Annotated in this window: 14 protein-coding genes and 2 tRNA genes; 9 read left to right on the top strand and 7 right to left on the bottom strand. The window is 50.8% G+C overall.

From position 1 onward, the window contains the following. Positions 1–123: 123 nt before the first annotated feature. Positions 124–1,761: an ABC transporter substrate-binding protein gene (locus KGP21_RS15720; RefSeq protein ID WP_223499883.1), complete on the bottom strand. Its 1,638-nt coding sequence runs from the start codon at positions 1,759–1,761 to the stop codon at positions 124–126. 680 nt (positions 1,762–2,441) lie between these two features. Further along, positions 2,442–3,086 (bottom strand): YchE family NAAT transporter, encoded by a 645-nt coding sequence (locus tag KGP21_RS15725; protein ID WP_021181228.1) that lies wholly within the window; start codon positions 3,084–3,086, stop codon positions 2,442–2,444. A 519-nt stretch (positions 3,087–3,605) separates the two neighbouring features. Here KGP21_RS15725 and adhE point away from each other — a divergent pair. Continuing rightward, entirely contained in the window at positions 3,606–6,281 is a 2,676-nt protein-coding gene (gene adhE, locus KGP21_RS15730; RefSeq protein ID WP_021806599.1) for a bifunctional acetaldehyde-CoA/alcohol dehydrogenase, read from the top strand. 164 nt (positions 6,282–6,445) lie between these two features. Here the strand turns inward: adhE and KGP21_RS15735 are convergent, their stop codons facing one another. Further along, positions 6,446–7,030, bottom strand: a complete 585-nt coding sequence (locus KGP21_RS15735; RefSeq protein ID WP_223535625.1) for a thymidine kinase — start codon at positions 7,028–7,030, stop codon at positions 6,446–6,448. Positions 7,031–7,907: 877 nt separating this feature from the next. Here KGP21_RS15735 and hns point away from each other — a divergent pair. Then, complete coding sequence (hns, locus tag KGP21_RS15740) at positions 7,908–8,315, top strand: histone-like nucleoid-structuring protein H-NS (RefSeq protein ID WP_021181225.1); 408 nt, start codon at positions 7,908–7,910, stop codon at positions 8,313–8,315. Between the two features lie 169 nt (positions 8,316–8,484). On the opposite strand, the gene KGP21_RS15745 is transcribed toward hns, so the two are convergent. From KGP21_RS15745 to rssA, 4 genes are all read right to left on the bottom strand, one after another. After that, on the bottom strand, positions 8,485–9,495 hold the full coding sequence (locus KGP21_RS15745) for an NAD-dependent epimerase (protein WP_218519276.1): 1,011 nt from the start codon (positions 9,493–9,495) through the stop codon (positions 8,485–8,487). A 9-nt stretch (positions 9,496–9,504) separates the two neighbouring features. Then, the gene (locus KGP21_RS15750) at positions 9,505–10,848 is read right to left on the bottom strand and encodes a UDP-glucose/GDP-mannose dehydrogenase family protein (RefSeq protein WP_021806602.1); all 1,344 of its coding nucleotides are present in this window, start codon (positions 10,846–10,848) and stop codon (positions 9,505–9,507) included. Between the two features lie 381 nt (positions 10,849–11,229). Further along, the gene (gene rssB / locus KGP21_RS15755; RefSeq protein ID WP_223535626.1) at positions 11,230–12,243 is read right to left on the bottom strand and encodes a two-component system response regulator RssB; all 1,014 of its coding nucleotides are present in this window, start codon (positions 12,241–12,243) and stop codon (positions 11,230–11,232) included. A 105-nt stretch (positions 12,244–12,348) separates the two neighbouring features. After that, the gene (gene rssA, locus KGP21_RS15760; RefSeq protein ID WP_024486672.1) at positions 12,349–13,260 is read right to left on the bottom strand and encodes a patatin-like phospholipase RssA; all 912 of its coding nucleotides are present in this window, start codon (positions 13,258–13,260) and stop codon (positions 12,349–12,351) included. Positions 13,261–13,406: 146 nt separating this feature from the next. On the opposite strand from rssA, the gene KGP21_RS15765 reads away from it, so the two are divergent. The 7 genes from KGP21_RS15765 (at position 13,407) to KGP21_RS15795 (ending at position 17,799) form a co-directional block, all read left to right on the top strand. Then, positions 13,407–13,865, top strand: a complete 459-nt coding sequence (locus KGP21_RS15765) for a YchJ family protein (RefSeq protein ID WP_059200970.1) — start codon at positions 13,407–13,409, stop codon at positions 13,863–13,865. Between the two features lie 37 nt (positions 13,866–13,902). Next, on the top strand, positions 13,903–14,751 hold the full coding sequence (gene purU / locus KGP21_RS15770) for a formyltetrahydrofolate deformylase (protein WP_021181219.1): 849 nt from the start codon (positions 13,903–13,905) through the stop codon (positions 14,749–14,751). Between the two features lie 212 nt (positions 14,752–14,963). Then, positions 14,964–15,048, top strand: a tRNA-Tyr gene (locus KGP21_RS15775). A 127-nt stretch (positions 15,049–15,175) separates the two neighbouring features. Then, positions 15,176–15,260 (top strand) — tRNA-Tyr (locus KGP21_RS15780). 620 nt (positions 15,261–15,880) lie between these two features. Continuing rightward, the gene (locus KGP21_RS15785; RefSeq protein ID WP_179247562.1) at positions 15,881–16,453 is read left to right on the top strand and encodes a TIGR00730 family Rossman fold protein; all 573 of its coding nucleotides are present in this window, start codon (positions 15,881–15,883) and stop codon (positions 16,451–16,453) included. 102 nt (positions 16,454–16,555) lie between these two features. Then, entirely contained in the window at positions 16,556–17,359 is an 804-nt protein-coding gene (gene xthA, locus KGP21_RS15790) for an exodeoxyribonuclease III (RefSeq protein WP_071683395.1), read from the top strand. Positions 17,360–17,403: 44 nt separating this feature from the next. After that, positions 17,404–17,799: a pyrimidine (deoxy)nucleoside triphosphate diphosphatase gene (locus KGP21_RS15795; protein WP_223535627.1), complete on the top strand. Its 396-nt coding sequence runs from the start codon at positions 17,404–17,406 to the stop codon at positions 17,797–17,799. The last annotated feature ends 26 nt before the right edge of the window (positions 17,800–17,825 follow it).

A 17,825-nucleotide genomic window follows, 5' to 3' on the forward strand; every position in this document is an offset into this window, starting at 1 on the left:
ACTCCGTCGTGGGAGCTGCGTTGCCCGTTAACCGGGGGTTGCTTTGGCTGGACGTCGTGGAACGAAACGACGCTGCCTTTCCTGTGTATTACCGGCTGCTATCACCGCCGGTAACACCCTTCATTACTGTTTGATGATGTAAAAGTTTTTCAGATCGATATAGTCTTGCGGATCTTTGCCGGTGAAACCGCCAACCGTAGGTTTGACCAGCCGCGCACTGACCCGATAATAAACCGGGACCAACGCAGAATCTTTGTCCAGCAAGGTCTCCGCCTGCTGATAAATGGCCCCTCGTGCAGCGGCGTCCGGTGCTTGCAGGGTGCTGGCCATCAGCGCATCGAACGCCGGGCTTTTATAGAAGAAGGTGTTATTGCTGCTGTTGGAAAGCAGCATATTCAGAAACGCGCTCGGTTCGTTGTAATCGCCGCACCAGGTGGCACGGGCCACATCAAACTGCCCTTCATGGCGGCTCTGCAGCGAGGTTTTCCATTCCTGATTTTGCAATGTGACCTGTGCGCCGAGGTTCTTCTTCCACATTGAGGCAGCAGCGATGGCCTGCTGTTTATTTTGATCGGAGGTGTTGTACAACAAGGTAAACTTGAGCGGTTTCTCAGCGGTGAACCCGGCCTGCGCCAGCAGTTTCTTCGCTTCTTCGTTGCGTTTTTCCTGCGTCCACCCAGCCCATTCTGGCTGGCTGAAGTTGCCCCCCTCGGTAAAGGTTGGCGTAAAGCTGTAGGCCGGGATTTGGCCCTGGCCCATGATCTTGTTGGCAATAATGTCGCGATCCAGCGTCAACTTGACTGCCGCACGTACGCGCTCGTCGGTAAACGGCGCACGCTGATTGTTGATCTCGTAATAGAAGGTGCACAGGTAAGGGTTAACGTGCAACTGTTCCGGGATCTCACGCTTCATTTTGGCATACAGATTCGGCGGGATGGCACTATTGGTAATATCGATTTCACCGCTGCGGTAGCGGTTAATATCGCTGACTTCTGAAGACAACGGCAGGAACGTGGCCTGCTCGATTACCGTCTTGCTGTTATTCCAGTAGCTCGGGCTGCGTTCGAGCATGATGTGTTCATTGACGACCCACTCGGATAAGCGATATGCCCCGTTGCCCACGTAGTTTTGTGGCAGTGTCCACTTATCGCCAAATTTCTCAACCACGGACTGTTTCACCGGTTTCATTGAGGTATGGGACAGCATGCTGACAAAATAGGGCACCGGCTCGCTGAGCGTCACCCTCAACGTTTTATCATCAATGGCGCTTACGCCAAGCGATTCAGGCGGTTTTTTACCGGCAAGAATAGCGTCAATATTCTCAATTCGGGCGTATTGCAGATAGCTGGCATAAGGGGAACCGGTCTTGGGATCCGCCAGCCGCTGCCAGCTGTATACGAAGTCCTGCGCGGTGACCGGAGAGCCATCACTCCATACCGCCCCTGGACGCAGGTGGAAGGTCCACGTCTGGTAATCGGTATTTTCCCAGTTTTCCGCCACTGCAGGGGCCAGATGACCATTGGCATCGGTGCTGACCAACCCTTCAAGCAGGTTGAGGATAATATTGCTTTCAGGCGTTCCTTCGACCTTATGCGGATCCAATGAAGCGACTTCTGAACCGTTGTTGATCACCATGCGCTGCAGTGGTGCCAATTGCACCCCGGCCGGAACCTCAACGGCCTGCAGGTTTTGGCTGGCGCTCATCCCCAACACGGCGGCGATGATAACGGCCAACGGTTGATGCTTCGTGGTTTGCGGCATACTACAGGCTCCTTTTCACGGCTAAGCAATAATTGTGAAATAGTTATCAAGCGGGCTAAATATACGGATACCAGCAAAAATCATTCCTACTTGGCGCACCAAAGATAAGATTTTTCTTTCCAACGAGTTGCTCGGAAATTAGCAGAAGCAAAAATTCATAGCTAATAATTTTTACAGAAATGTTAAGCATTTCTCTTTTATTATCCCATGGCCCTACAGACACCTAGCCTTCCCACCTGCCCGCAAACCGATTAACACCATGATTTTACTGGATAAGTAACAGCTTCATTTTTAACCTTTTCTTCACGGATGAAAAAAACCACCCAAAAGAAACATTCAGTTAACAAAAATGCCGTTCAGAGAATAAACACCTGCCTATCCGTGCTTAATCACTAATAACACCTGTGTGAAACGGAGACAAGCCCTACAGAATGATGTGATTAAATTAACAACAATTTTACCCATAGGGAGACAAAAACCCCCGTCACGCGGTTTTTAAAAGTGGAGAAAATAACATCTTGGTGCTTTATCAACCGATAAAGTGAGATTTGTGCCACAGGGTGGGGCAATAGAATAAAAAGCAGGCAGGTTATGCACTTTAATAATGCATCAGCTGGGATAATTTGAAAAATTAAAAATTACTTAAGCCGCAAACAGGATTATCCGCGGCTTTAATAAGGTTATAACAACCCAGGAAAAATGGCTTTGATGCCGGTGACAATAAATTCGATCCCCAGCGCCATCAACAACAACCCCATGATACGGGTAATGACGTTGATGCCGGTTTGCCCCAGCAGACGCACCAGCAGCGGAGCTGCCCGGAACAATAGCCAACAACAGAAAGCGAACAAGGCGATTGCCACGGTAAAACCTAACAGGTTCTGCCAGCTGTGGTAACGAGAGCTCCAGACTATGGTGGAACTGATGGCTCCCGGCCCGGCCATCAGCGGCAGCGCCAAGGGAACGACCCCGATGCTTTCACGGATCGCACTCTCTGACTTTTCCTGCTTGTTCTGTTTGTCTTCACCCAGCTTGCCGCTGATCATCGACATGGCGATGGTCACCACCAGAATGCCGCCAGCAATACGGAAAGAATCGATGGAGATACCAAACATACGCAATATGCCCTCGCCCAGAAACAGCGAGGTCCACAAAATAATCGCCACCGACAGGTTAGCCGTCAGGTTGGTTTTGTTACGCCCGACCTCGGCCTGATAGCTGGTCATGCTGATAAACACCGGCAGAATACCTACCGGGTTGACCAGCGCAAACAGGCCGACAAAGAACTTGATGTAGCCGGAAAAATCCAACAGAGATTGGCCCACGAAAAACTCCGCATAAATAGCTGTATAAAGAGACACTGCCGATGCGCGCTAATGTAATGGAATTGCGCCAGCTAATCCATCCACTCGACCAGCATTTTTCCCTACCTCAACAGAATGTTACAAAACAATTCGCTATTGTTAATGCTTTGTGTGTTGCATGCTGTTATCAAGTATCATCGCGTCATCGTCAAGCACCTTGTTGATAATTACTCTCAACAAACACTAGCTGAAAGGTGTCAGCTTGCGATTTTTATGATGTACATCACAAAATATCTACTCAGGAATAGTTAAGCTCTTAGTCGTAGTCAAAAGGGAGTACGAGGTATGGATACCGATTTCTATCTCGCTTGCCTACTACCAACTTGCACTTGGTAAAGCTCTTTAAGTAAATCAGCAGTATGGGTCGCTAACTGCGGGAAAAGTCTCATGATCTAACAGACGCCTTCCTGACAGATGTCTATACTAGTTCCTCGAACGGCTTATTTACTGAAAGAGTTTAACATTTATCAGGAGAGCATCATGGCTGTAACGAATGTCGCTGAATTGAACGAGCTAGTTGCACGTGTCAAAAAAGCCCAGCGCGAGTATGCCAACTTCTCACAAGAGCAAGTTGATAAGATCTTCCGCGCCGCTGCCCTCGCCGCCGCAGATGCCCGTATTCCTCTGGCTAAAATGGCCGTTGAAGAATCAGGCATGGGTATCGTTGAAGACAAAGTCATCAAAAACCACTTCGCTTCCGAATACATCTATAACGCCTATAAAGACGAAAAAACCTGCGGGATCCTCTCCGAAGACGACACTTTCGGTACCATCACCATTGCAGAGCCAATTGGCCTGATTTGCGGTATCGTGCCAACCACCAACCCAACTTCTACCGCGATCTTCAAAGCGCTGATCAGCCTGAAAACCCGTAACGGCATTATCTTCTCTCCGCACCCACGTGCCAAGAACGCCACCAACAAAGCCGCAGATATCGTGTTGCAGGCTGCCATTGCTGCTGGCGCGCCGAAAGACATCGTCGGTTGGATCGACCAGCCAACGGTGGAACTGTCCAATCAGTTGATGCATCACCCAGACATCAACCTGATCCTGGCAACCGGTGGCCCAGGCATGGTTAAAGCTGCTTACAGCTCTGGTAAACCCGCTATCGGTGTTGGTGCCGGTAACACTCCAGTTGTCGTCGATGAAACTGCCGACATCAAACGCGTTGTTGCTTCTATCCTGATGTCAAAAACCTTTGACAGCGGTGTGATCTGTGCGTCTGAACAGTCCGTGATTGTGGTAGATTCCGCATACGATGCAGTGCGCGCACGCTTCGCTTCCCACGGCGGCTACATGCTGCAGGGCAAAGAGCTGAAAGCCGTTCAGGACATCATCCTGAAAAACGGTGGTCTGAACGCCGCTATCGTTGGCCAGTCTGCACCAAAAATCGCTGAAATGGCCGGTATCAAAGTGCCAGCCAACACCAAAATCCTGATTGGTGAAGTGAAGCTGGTTGACGAATCTGAGCCGTTTGCTCACGAAAAACTGTCGCCTACCCTGGCGATGTACCGGGCCAAAGACTTTGAAGACGCCGTCAGCAAAGCCGAGAAACTGGTCGCCATGGGCGGTATCGGTCACACCTCTTGTCTGTACACCGATCAAGACAACCAGACTGCACGCGTGGAATATTTTGGCGACAAAATGAAAACCGCACGTATTCTGATCAACACCCCGGCTTCTCAGGGGGGTATCGGTGACCTGTACAACTTTAAACTCGCTCCGTCACTGACGTTGGGCTGCGGTTCCTGGGGTGGTAACTCCATCTCTGAAAACGTCGGTCCAAAACATTTGATCAACAAGAAAACTGTAGCGAAGCGAGCAGAAAACATGTTGTGGCACAAACTTCCGAAATCAATCTACTTCCGCCGTGGCTCACTGCCAATCGCGCTGGAAGAAGTGGCTACCGACGGGGCAAAACGTGCCTTCATCGTTACCGACCGCTACCTGTTCAATAACGGCTATGCCGATCAGATCACCAAGGTTCTGAAATCGCACGGTATTGAAACTGAAGTGTTCTTTGAGGTTGAAGCTGACCCAACGCTGAGCATCGTACGTAAAGGTGCCGAGCAGATGAACTCCTTCAAACCAGACGTGATCATCGCGCTGGGTGGTGGTTCACCAATGGACGCCGCGAAAATCATGTGGGTGCTGTACGAACATCCTGAAACCCACTTCGAAGATCTGGCGCTGCGCTTTATGGACATCCGTAAGCGTATCTACAAGTTCCCGAAAATGGGCGTGAAAGCGAAAATGATCGCCGTCACCACCACTTCAGGTACCGGTTCAGAAGTCACGCCGTTTGCGGTAGTAACCGATGACGCCACCGGCCAGAAATACCCACTGGCTGACTATGCTCTGACCCCGGACATGGCGATTGTCGATGCCAACCTGGTGATGAACATGCCTAAATCCCTGTGCGCCTTCGGCGGGCTGGATGCGGTCACTCACGCCCTGGAAGCCTACGTTTCCGTACTGGCTAACGAATATTCCGACGGCCAGGCGCTGCAAGCGCTGAAACTGCTGAAAGAATATCTGCCAGCCAGCTATCACGAAGGGGCGAAAAACCCGGTTGCTCGTGAGCGTGTACACAACGCCGCTACCATCGCCGGTATCGCGTTTGCCAACGCCTTCCTGGGTGTCTGTCACTCAATGGCCCACAAACTGGGTTCTGAGTTCCACATCCCGCACGGCCTGGCTAACGCCATGTTGATCTCTAACGTTATTCGTTATAACGCCAACGACAACCCGACCAAGCAGACCGCCTTCAGCCAGTATGACCGCCCTCAGGCTCGTCGTCGCTACGCGGAAATCGCAGACCACCTCGGCCTGAGCGCTGCCGGTGACCGTACCGCGCAGAAGATCGAAAAACTGCTGAAATGGCTGGACGAAATCAAGGCAGAGCTGGGTATTCCAACCTCGATCCGCGAAGCTGGCGTACAGGAAGCCGACTTCCTGGCCAAGGTCGACAAACTGTCTGAAGATGCGTTCGATGACCAATGTACCGGTGCTAACCCACGTTATCCGCTGATTGCCGAACTCAAGCAAATCTTGATGGATACCTTCTACGGTCGCGAATTCAGCGAAGCGACTGAAGAAGAGGCGGTAGTTGCGGCACCAGTTGCAGCCAAAGCGGAAAAAAAGTCCAAGAAATAACCGTTCTCTGAATGGTCAAAACCCGCCGAAAGGCGGGTTTTTTTATGCGTGAGACAAATTGTTCCCAATGAGCACCACACGATTTTGACAACGATACTACCCTACCCCACAGGTCGGCATTCAAAAACGCCGCATAGGCCTTCTGCGGCGCTTCTGGCGCAATATCACACTGGGGTCTTGATCGCTTCCTTGTAGTGTTTGCGGCATACCGAAACATAGCTTTCGTTACCCCCGATCACCACCTGCTCCCCCATATGCATCGCCTTGCCATCGTCCCCCAGGCGTAGCACCATATTGGCCTTACGCCCGCAATGACAAATGGTCTTCAGTTCGACCAGTTTATCGGCCCAGGCCAGCAGATGATGGCTGCCAACAAACAGTTCCCCAAGAAAATCCGTACGTAAGCCATAACACAGCACAGGAATATCCAGTTGGTCGACCACCTCGCAAAGTTCTTCAACCTGCTCTTTAGTTAGAAACTGGCTCTCATCCACCAGCACGCAATGTACGGGCTGCTGCTGATGCTCCTGATTAATCATGGCATACAGCTGAGTGGCGTTATTATAAAGCTGTGCCTGCGACGACAACCCAATCCGCGAACTCACTTTGCCCACGCCGAAGCGGTGGTCGATTTCCGCGGTGAACACCAGCGTGCGCATACCACGTTCTTGATAATTATATGAAGATTGTAACAGTGCCGTCGATTTCCCCGCGTTCATAGCGGAATAATAAAAATAAAGCTGAGCCATGTGGCCGCGACTCCAATGGTTTAAAATATATACCCTAAGACTTTCTGGTCGTAGCTGAGCCCCCCGCTGACTCATCATCTGGTCTAGCTGGCGCGCTTCACTGCGCCCCTGCCAATAAGGGAGAATATATTCGCCCCCGGTTGATGAGTCTGTTGCGGTTAACAACGCTGCGGCCTGAAAGACGACGGGTATATACTGTCGGAAGGTGCAGGTTGACAGTGTAGCATAGACCCTGGTCAGACTCAGCAAGCGGGCTGACATTATCTTGACCTAAGAAAATAGCCATAAGCCAAGTTTCATGTGAAACATTTTACACGCGCAACGGACACTTTTACATCTATTTACAGATTACTGTGGTTTATCAAGCACAATTAATTTTTGTTAATGATTAACTAAATTCATTAATGCTCAAACGGATATGTCCTGCCAGCGAGCAAACAGCCTGCCCAGCCCCTCCCGCCAACAATGCAATTAAATGTGTTTTGAGCGATGACTACCCGGTTAATTGGAACGCTTAACAACTTACTCTCTCCTGTCAGGCTGTTTACCGCTATACCCCCATTCTTTACAGTACTAGTCCTTTTGGGGAAGTGATTATGGACACAAATCCTTCCCGATACTGTTATAGAGCATAATTATGACGAGAGGACCAAAATGACTTTAAGCTCGGCGATTATGCCATCCGGTTGGACAATTTGGCATAAAAACCAGGGGGGATTAAAGCCTGATCCCCCTATGTTATTAGTCGGACAGTTCTCAATATCGGTTTTTTAAAGATAAATTTAGTCACTCTTTCAATTTGGCTATTGCAGAAAAGAAAGGAGCACTCTATTATTATCGTCACGCCCCCCACCAATATAATTTGAGAGCTAGAACAATGAGCGAAGCATTGAAGATTTTGAACAACATCCGTACTCTACGTGCACAGGCAAGAGAATGCAGCCTGGAAACACTTGAAGAGATGCTGGAGAAGCTGGAAGTTGTTGTTAACGAACGCCGCGAAGAAGACAGCCAGGCTCAAGCAGAAATTGAAGAGCGCACTCGTAAACTGCAACAATACCGCGAAATGCTGATTGCAGACGGTATTGATCCAAACGAACTGCTGCAAACTATGGCTGCTACCAAAGCCGCTGGTAAAGCAAAGCGTGCTGCACGCCCAGCTAAATACCAGTATAAAGACGAAAACGGCGAAATGAAAACCTGGACTGGCCAGGGCCGTACTCCAGCCGTGATTAAAAAAGCTATCGAAGAGCAAGGCAAATCTCTGGACGATTTCCTGCTGTAATAGCATTTTAGTTACCTTCAAAAGGCTCCCTATGGGAGCCTTTTTGCTTTGCAGCCACGGTAATCCCCCTGACCTTCACACGCGTTATTCCGGTTGACTAGCAAAATTCTCATGTACAGGAAAAGAAAAAGGGGCCAAAGCCCCTTTATTCTACCCTTCTATCGTTCGGTTACTGAACGTTATAAAACGCCCGATACCAATCAACAAACCGTTTAACCCCTTCATCAACGCTAGTCTCAGGTTTAAACGCGATAGTCTGGTACAGCTCCTCGGTATCCGCGCTGGTATCCAAAACGTCACCAGGCTGCATCGGCAGCATATTTTTGCGCGCCGTGATACCTAACGCAGCCTCCAGGGCATGAATATATTCCATTAACTTAATAGGGCTACTATTGCCGATATTATAGACATGGTAAGGCGCAGAACTGCTGGCTGGAGACCCTTGTTCCACCGTCCAATTGGCATTGGGTTGAGGAACAATGGCCTGCAAGCGCACTACCGCCTCGGCAATATCATCAATGTAAGTAAAATCACGATGCATCTCACCGTGGTTATATACATCAATGCTCTGACCGGCCAATATCGCCTTGGTGAATTTAAACAGCGCCATGTCAGGACGCCCCCAAGGGCCATATACGGTGAAAAAGCGCAGGCCAGTGGTTGGCAGACCATATAAATGCGAATAGCTGTGCGACATAAGCTCATTGGCTTTTTTCGTCGCAGCATACAGGGATATTGGGTGATCGACAGAGTCATCCGTCGAAAACGGTAGCTTGCGATTCAGGCCATAAACCGAGCTGGAGGACGCGTACAGCAAATGCCCAACCTTATTATGCCGACACCCTTCAAGAATGTTCAAATGGCCAATCAGGTTAGAATCCGCATAAGCCAAGGGGTGATCCAGCGAATAACGCACCCCGGCCTGGGCGCCGAGGTGAATGACCCGCTCAAACTGATGTTCAGCGAACAGCTCGGCAATTCCATTGCGATCGGCCAAATCCAGTTTGATAAACTGAAATGCTGGCTGATTAGCCAGCATGTCGAGCCGTGCCTGTTTCAGGCTGACAGCGTAATAATCATTCAGGTTGTCGATACCGACAACCTGATACCCCATGGCTAGCAGGCGCTCCGTTACGTGATAACCAATAAACCCTGCAGCGCCTGTAACCAGGAATTTCATGCTCACCTCTTAAATGACCGGCTTAATCGATGCGCCACGACCAATACCATAATAAGTAAAACCGCGAGCTTGCAGTCGTTCTGGATCATACAGGTTACGGCCATCAAAAATGACAGGCTGCTTCAAGGCTGACTTAATCGCATCAAAATCCGGAGCACGGAAATTCTGCCATTCGGTACAGATCACCAACGCATCGGCTCCCTGTAACGCCGCCTCCTTGGTACCCATCAGTTTCAGATCGGCACGTTGCCCATAGATACGCTGCGCTTCAGCCATGGCTTCAGGGTCATAGGCTTGCACGCTGGCGCCTAACTCCCACAAGGTTTCCATCAGCACGCGGCTGGAAGCTTCACGCATATCGTCAGTATTAGGTTTAAACGCCAGGCCCCACAGCGCGAAGGTTTTCCCTTTTATATCATCAGCAAAATGATGCTTGATGAACTGGGTCAGCTTATATTTCTGCTGGTTGTTCACCTGCTCTACCGCCTGCAACAGTTTCGGTTGATAACCGATATGTTCTGCGGTGCGGATTAACGCCTGAACGTCTTTCGGGAAGCAGGAGCCGCCGTAGCCACAGCCTGGATAAATGAAGTGATAGCCAATACGTGAATCCGAACCGATCCCCTGACGCACTTTTTCAATGTCCGCACCCAGCATCTCTGCCAGATTGGAGATTTCGTTCATAAAGCTGATTTTGGTCGCCAGCATGCAGTTGGCGGCATATTTGGTCAGCTCTGCGCTGCGGATATCCATCAGGATCATGCGGTCGTGATTACGGTTGAACGGCTCATACAGCTCACGCAACGGCTCAATGACGTCTTTGTTGTCTGTGCCCAACACAATACGCTCAGGGCGCATACAATCGGCAACAGCGGCCCCTTCCTTGAGGAACTCTGGGTTGGAGACGACATCAAACGCCAAGTCGCTGCCGCGCTTGCGCAGCGTTTCGGTCATCACTTCACGAACTTTATCAGCGGTACCTACCGGTACGGTTGACTTATCGATCACCACTTTGCGGTCTGTCATATGTTCGGCGATGGTGCGTGCCACGGCGGTGACATATTTCAGATCGGCAGAACCATCTTCGTCCGGTGGCGTTCCCACGGCGATAAACTGGATAGCGCCATGAGCAACACCGGCTTTTGCATCGGTAGTGAAATGTAGACGACCGGCTTCATAGTTTTGCTGTACCAACGAGGTCAGGCCCGGTTCAAAGATCGGAATATTGCCTTTTTTGAGGTTTTCGACCTTCTGTTCATCGATGTCGATACACATGACATCATGACCCACGTCAGCCAACACGGCTGCCTGTACCAGGCCAACATAGCCAATACCGAAAACGGTTACTTTCATCGGGAAGTCCTAATTTTCAAATTTAACAAAAAGTTATCAAGCTACTTCTGTTTGTCCGCCGCCCTAGGCCGCAGCCAAACCAACAATTCTTTACCCGTGTTGGGTGGTCTTTTCGTCTCGACACGCTATGGGTCAAAGAGCTCACCAACGAGCTTATCACCCGCAAATGGCTACTGAAGTCCTGACGATCTTTCTAAGTAGCTCTCTTTTCGCTCTCAAATTGCGCACTTACTCCGCCATACGAAAAACCCGCAAAGTATACCAGCTTAAATCCGCTGAGTATTACCCCAAGCTCAAATAGCAATAAATTAAGACAACTACCTATGGAAACGACGTTAATGGAGAATAGGCAGAGGCAATTGCTGGAGTTCCATTGATGATTTATTCAGCACTCAGCATCAGACGTAACCGACCGCCGCGCCCCCAGACTTGGCACTGCCAGGCATCACAGCGTTGGCTTATTTGATTCATGTAAGTGGTGCCAAGCGTGCCCAAGGGGACGCCATTACTTAATTGAATCAGGTTATCCCCTGTATTTACATTGGCATGCAAACCGGCAGAGGCCAGCACCAGATTCTTATATTCGGCATGATAATAGCCCACCAACAGCGGAAATTGGCCTTCCAACTTGCCTTGGCGCAATAATTGGTTAACTTGTTTTAACAATGCAGACATTTGCGGCAGGCGATGCTGTTGATTGGCTAAATGATCTTGTAGTAAGCCGTTGAATAAAGCACGCAACAGCAAGGCAGCCATCACGCCATTATCTCCCGCACGGGTGACATCCAGGCAATAAAACGCCAGGTCTTTATCCGATAGCGCCGCGATATCCAGCACCAACCCCGGATTTTCGCTGGTGGTTAATTGCCGATAATTAATACGGCAACCGGCAATAGACTGCTGCACGGGTGGCTGTAACTGCTTGAGTAATCTCACGGCCTCGGAGGGGTTTTGGCTTAATGCCTGCCAATCCTGAAACAGCTCAGCCTCTTCGATCGCCTGCGAAGTAAACATATTAGGATAGAGGCAAGCCAGTACCGCTTCGCGCAGCCGATTGAGATCGCTCAACGGTTTCAGCAGCACATCCTGAACGCCGAGCCGCAGCACCTTGGCGATATCCGCCATTTTATCGGTCGCCGAGATCACCAATACCGGGATCTTTATCCCTTGCAAGCGCAGATGCTCAACAAACTCGATGCCGTCCATTTCCGGCATGGCGAGATCGCACAGGATGAGATCGGGAGCGAACTCTTCAACCGCACTCAACGCCACAAGGCCATTGGCCGCCTCGCTGGTTTGTGCTCCCAAGGATGCAAGATAACCTACAAGCACAGAACGGAAAACCTGTTCGTCCTCAACGATTAAGATGCGCTTGCTTATCAGTGGTAATGCCATCGACCCAGCCTCTTCCCTTTTGATGTTGTAATAGTGGCTCATAATGAGCACTTGCGCCTGTCGAAAACACGCCCAATAGCATCATTCCACCCTAACAAATGGTAATCATTTATTTTTTATCAATGGTGCCAAAACATCTATCTGTTTTTCGACTGCCAAGCGGCCCGCCTCTATCGCCTCGCTGGCGCGATGGAAATCCAAGGTAGATATCTGTGGGCAATACGGCTGGATCAGCACGTCCGGCGGGTCACTGGCCATACGGGTTCGCTTCACTCGATTCTCCAGCATCTGAATCGAGGTGCTCATGATTTCCATCGCCGTGGGGGTGAAGGTGGTTTTCTTCAGCATCATTTTATTCATGCGTTCCCGCAGGCGGTCGCGCCAGTTATTGGCATCGCTAATGCTTGTTTCACTCTGCTCGCCAGCATCATTGCGTACCGAAAATAGATCCTGCTGCATCAGGTGCGCGTCATGTTGCAAATCCACGGCAATCACGATGTCTGCCCCCATCGCCCTAGCCAATGAAATAGGAACCGGGTTGACCAAGGCACCATCCACCAACCAATATCCGTCAAACCAGACCGGTGCCAACAAACCCGGCATGCTACAGGAGGCACGAATGGCCTGGTGGATATCCCCTTTGGTCATCCACAGCTCACGGCCGGTACTGAGGTTGGTGGTCACCGCACCGAATTTCAATGAGCAGTCGGTAAAGTCGTTAATTTTCAGTATTTGGCCAACGACGTTAAATACGCGTTCACCGCGTAATAAACCACCGCGCTGCCAGGACAGATCCATCAGTCTGATTACGTCCCAGTAGCTGAATGATCGTACCCACTTCTCCATCGCTGGCAACCGATGGCTGGCAAACGCCGCCCCAACCAGTGCTCCCACGGAACATCCTGCAACAATATCGGCTTCGATACCCAGCTTACGCAGTGCGTTAATCACGCCGATATGCGCCCACCCCTTGGCGGCACCGGCCCCTAATGCCAACCCGATTTTAACTTTCCGCATGCTTTGCCTATCCTTTGCTCGGTGAATTCACTCAACCCAATCGCAGGGTACATTGTCATCAACGAATGATGTTAGGTAACATATGCGTTAAATTGATTTTAGCCGCGGCTATACATCGTGCGAGCTAACTACTGAGAGGCGTTATTTTGACTGAGCTATGCCCCTGCGGCAGCGGGCAGGACTACAGCGCTTGCTGTGCGCCCTATATAACAGGTACTCAATACGCTATGTCGCCGGGCATATTAATGCGTTCGAGATATTCCGCCTATGTAAAACGGGATGTGGATTATCTAATTGCGACCTGGCACCCAGACTGCAACCCCGAAGAGTGGCGCAGCGCCATCAGCAGCAGCTTTGGCGATACCGAATGGCTTGGGCTGACGGTGGTAGCGGAAACCGCTGGCAATAGCGCCGATGAAGGGTTCGTGGAATTCATCGCCCGTTCGCGCGATGGAGAAAGCGAGAGTGCCATGCATGAGCGTTCCCGCTTCCTTCGCCTTGAACAACGCTGGTACTATATCGACGGAACCAAACCTCAACCGGGCAGAAATGCCGTTTGCCCCTGCGGTTCAGGCAAAAAATATAAAAAGTGCTGCGGGCAATAAGCCTGCGGGTTCAGAATCAGACGGAATCGACACACTCATGCCACAGCAAAACGTACAAAGAAAAATTTTACGCACCATCTGCCCCGATGCCAAAGGGCTGATCGCCAAGATCACCAACATTTGTTACAAGCACGAATTGAACATTGTGCAGAACAATGAGTTTGTCGATCACCTCACCGGTCGCTTCTTTATGCGTACCGAGCTGGAAGGGATCTTCAATGATACGACGCTGTTGGCCGATCTGGACGGCGCGTTACCAGAGGGTTCGGAGCGCGAACTGCACAGCGCAGGCCGCCGCCGTATTGTGGTGCTGGTCACCAAAGAAGCCCACTGCCTGGGCGATCTGCTGATGAAAAGCGCCTATGGCGGCCTGGACGTTGAGATTGCCGCCGTCATTGGCAACCACACCACGTTGCAGACGCTGGTTGAACGCTTTGACATTCCGTTCCATCTGGTCAGCCACGAAGGGCTGACGCGTGAGCAGCATGATCAACAGATGATCGCGCAGATCGACCAATATCAGCCTGATTACGTAGTCTTGGCCAAGTATATGCGCGTGCTGACCCCGGCTTTTGTTCAGCATTACCCGAACCAGGTGATCAATATTCACCATTCGTTCCTGCCAGCCTTTATCGGTGCACGCCCTTATCACCAGGCTTATGAGCGTGGCGTGAAGATCATCGGGGCAACGGCGCACTATGTGAACGACAGCCTGGATGAAGGCCCAATCATTATGCAGGACGTTATTCATGTCGATCACACCTATTCGGCAGAAGATATGATGCGTGCCGGGCGTGACGTGGAGAAAAACGTGCTTAGCCGCGCACTGTATCGTGTACTGGCTCAACGCGTGTTCGTCTACGGTAACCGCACGGTGATCTTGTAATTGGTTAACAAAGCGGTGTCTTTCGTTCACGGAAGCACCGCTGAGAATAAAAAAGCGACAAACAATTCATTTTCTGCATTTCAATGCTTTACACAAGCGCTTCATTTGATATGATGCGCCCCGCTTACCGAGACAGACGTTTCGCAAGCAATGATGTAGTACAAAGGGATCTAGCCGATTCCCAGTAAATAGTAGTGAACCATGAGCATCATGGTGGGGTTCCCGAGCGGCCAAAGGGAGCAGACTGTAAATCTGCCGTCACAGACTTCGAAGGTTCGAATCCTTCCCCCACCACCATTATTTTATGGCAATGAGCAAACAGAGAAATCTGAAGCCTCATGAATCACTCAAAGTAAAGTTGTTTCAGTAGTACCAGAGAGAATTTGCCAACTTTCTGTTCAAAATTAGCAACCATGAATACCATGGTGGGGTTCCCGAGCGGCCAAAGGGAGCAGACTGTAAATCTGCCGTCACAGACTTCGAAGGTTCGAATCCTTCCCCCACCACCATCTCTTTATATACCTCCCCAGTTTTAAATCATCATCTCATTACCATACAGCCCTGAGCAGGGAAGGATGAGAAGCTTCGACCAAGGTTCGAGTCCACGCAGTGGACAACGCGCTTGCGCGGTCATCCTCCCCACCACCATCTCTTATATACCTCCCCAGTTTTAAATCATCATCTCATTCCCATACAGCACTGAGCAGGGGAGGATGAGAAGCTTCGACCAAGGTTCGAGTCCACGCAGTGGACAACGCGCTTGCGCGGTCATCCTCCCCACCACCATCCTTGTATACCCCTCACAGACTAAATATTTCCGTCAAATCATCATGTACCACCGAACCAAATAGCTGCTCCTTATTGTGCTACAGGTGGAAGTCATGCAGAACGCCGACACGCCGTAAACCCGTCCCTGGGGGCTCGCAATCGCGCATCCATGCGCTCAACGGTCGGCTAACCTGCAATGACTCCCACCTGTCTCAAGCCTGGGTGTAGCGGTATAAAACACTACCTAGTTTCATCCCTACGAAGTTATCCTTCCCACCACCATCGCAATACCAATTCCCCTTGAACTAAACCCTACAATTCGCTATACCACTGGCTTCGTTAAAAGCAGCAAGGGAAAGTCATGCGTAACAACATTTGTATCTTTTGTGGTGCCAGCGAGGGTAATAATCCAGCCTATGTCGAACATGCCCGCCAATTAGGTCATCTGCTTGCCACCCAAGGGCGGCGTCTGGTGTATGGCGGTGGTAAAAAAGGGTTAATGGGTGTGGTAGCGGACGCGGTGCTAGAGGCCGGTGGCGAAGCAATAGGCATCATTCCCCAGCGATTGGTCGAGGCCGAAACGGCACACCGTGGCCTGACCGAATTGGAAATCGTCCCTGACATGCACACCCGTAAAGCGCGGATGGCTGAACTGGCCGACGGCTTTATTGCCCTGCCTGGCGGTATCGGTACGCTGGAAGAGCTGTTCGAAATCTGGACCTGGGGGCAAATCGGTTACCACAGCAAGCCGGTCGGGCTGCTGGATGTTAACGGTTTTTACCACCCGCTAAGCCAGTTTTTACAGCACGTCGCCGATCAAGGCTTTATGCGACATGATTATCTCAAGACCCTGCATATCAGCGATTCTCCGGCAGCCTTAATCCAGCAGTTTGATGACTATCAACCGCAGAATTACGACCGCTGGGCGAAATAATCCCTGGCCACCAGCGGCATACCGCCGCTGGTCCGCGTTACATTTTCGGCCAAACTCTGCTACTATCTGAACACATTTTTTCGGATAAAAACGGCAGCGCTCATGAAGTTTGTTTCTTTTAATATCAATGGACTGCGTGCACGTCCGCATCAGTTGGCAGCAATTATCGAGCAGCATCAGCCGGATGTGATCGGCCTGCAGGAAACCAAAGTCCACGACGATATGTTCCCGCTGGAAGAAGTCAGCCAACACGGCTATCACGTGTTCTATCATGGGCAGAAAGGCCATTACGGCGTGGCGTTGCTGACTAAAGATGAACCTCTTGCCGTACGCCGTGGTTTTCCTACTGATGAAGAAGATGCGCAGCGTCGTATCATCATGGCCGACCTGGCAACGCCACAAGGCACATTGACGGTGATTAATGGTTACTTCCCGCAGGGAGAAAGCCGCGACCACCCGATCAAATTCCCAGCCAAAACCCGCTTTTATCAAGATCTGCAAAATTATCTGCAACAACTGCCGGCAGAGTCGCAGGTATTGATCATGGGTGATATGAACATCAGTCCAAGCGATCTGGACATCGGTATTGGTGAAGAGAGCCGCAAACGTTGGTTGCGCACCGGCAAATGCTCCTTCCTGCCGGAAGAGCGTGAGTGGATGGGCCGCCTGCTGGACTGGGGTCTGGTAGATACCTACCGGCATGCCAACCCTGAGCGTAACGATGAGTTCTCGTGGTTTGACTATCGTTCGCGAGGTTTCGATGAAAACCGTGGTCTGCGTATCGATCTACTGTTGGCTAACACCTCATTGGCTGCGCGCTGTACCGCCACCGGCATTGATTATCAGATCCGTGGTATGGAAAAACCCTCAGACCATGCTCCTGTCTGGGCCGAGTTTGCACTGTAATCCCCCTGCCCCGATGCACGTCGGGGCGATATAGAATCCAAGCTATGAAAATCATTGATGTCGTTGCCGCCATTATCGAACAAGACGGCAAGATCCTGCTCGCTCAACGCGATAGCAGCAGCGATCAGGCTGGCCTATGGGAGTTTCCCGGCGGTAAGGTCGAAATGGCTGAGAGCCAGCCCCAGGCGCTCTCCCGTGAACTGAGGGAAGAGCTGGGCATTATCGCCAAAGTGGGGAGTTTTGTGGCCAGCAATCAGTGGCCGCAAAAGGAGAGGATTATTCGGCTACATGCTTGGCAGGTTGTCTCCTTTAGCGGGGAATTACAGCTACATTGCCATAGCGCATTTGCTTGGGTTACTCCCGAACAGGCCAGAAACTACCCGCTAGCCCCCGCCGATATTCCCTTGGTGGAAAGCTATATCCGCTTACTATCCGACTAGGGGCAGCCAGTGCCCCTACACACTCT

It is taken from the genome of Serratia sp. JSRIV004, assembly GCF_019968705.1.
In the GTDB taxonomy this organism is placed as follows: Bacteria; Pseudomonadota; Gammaproteobacteria; order Enterobacterales; family Enterobacteriaceae; genus Chania; species Chania fonticola_B.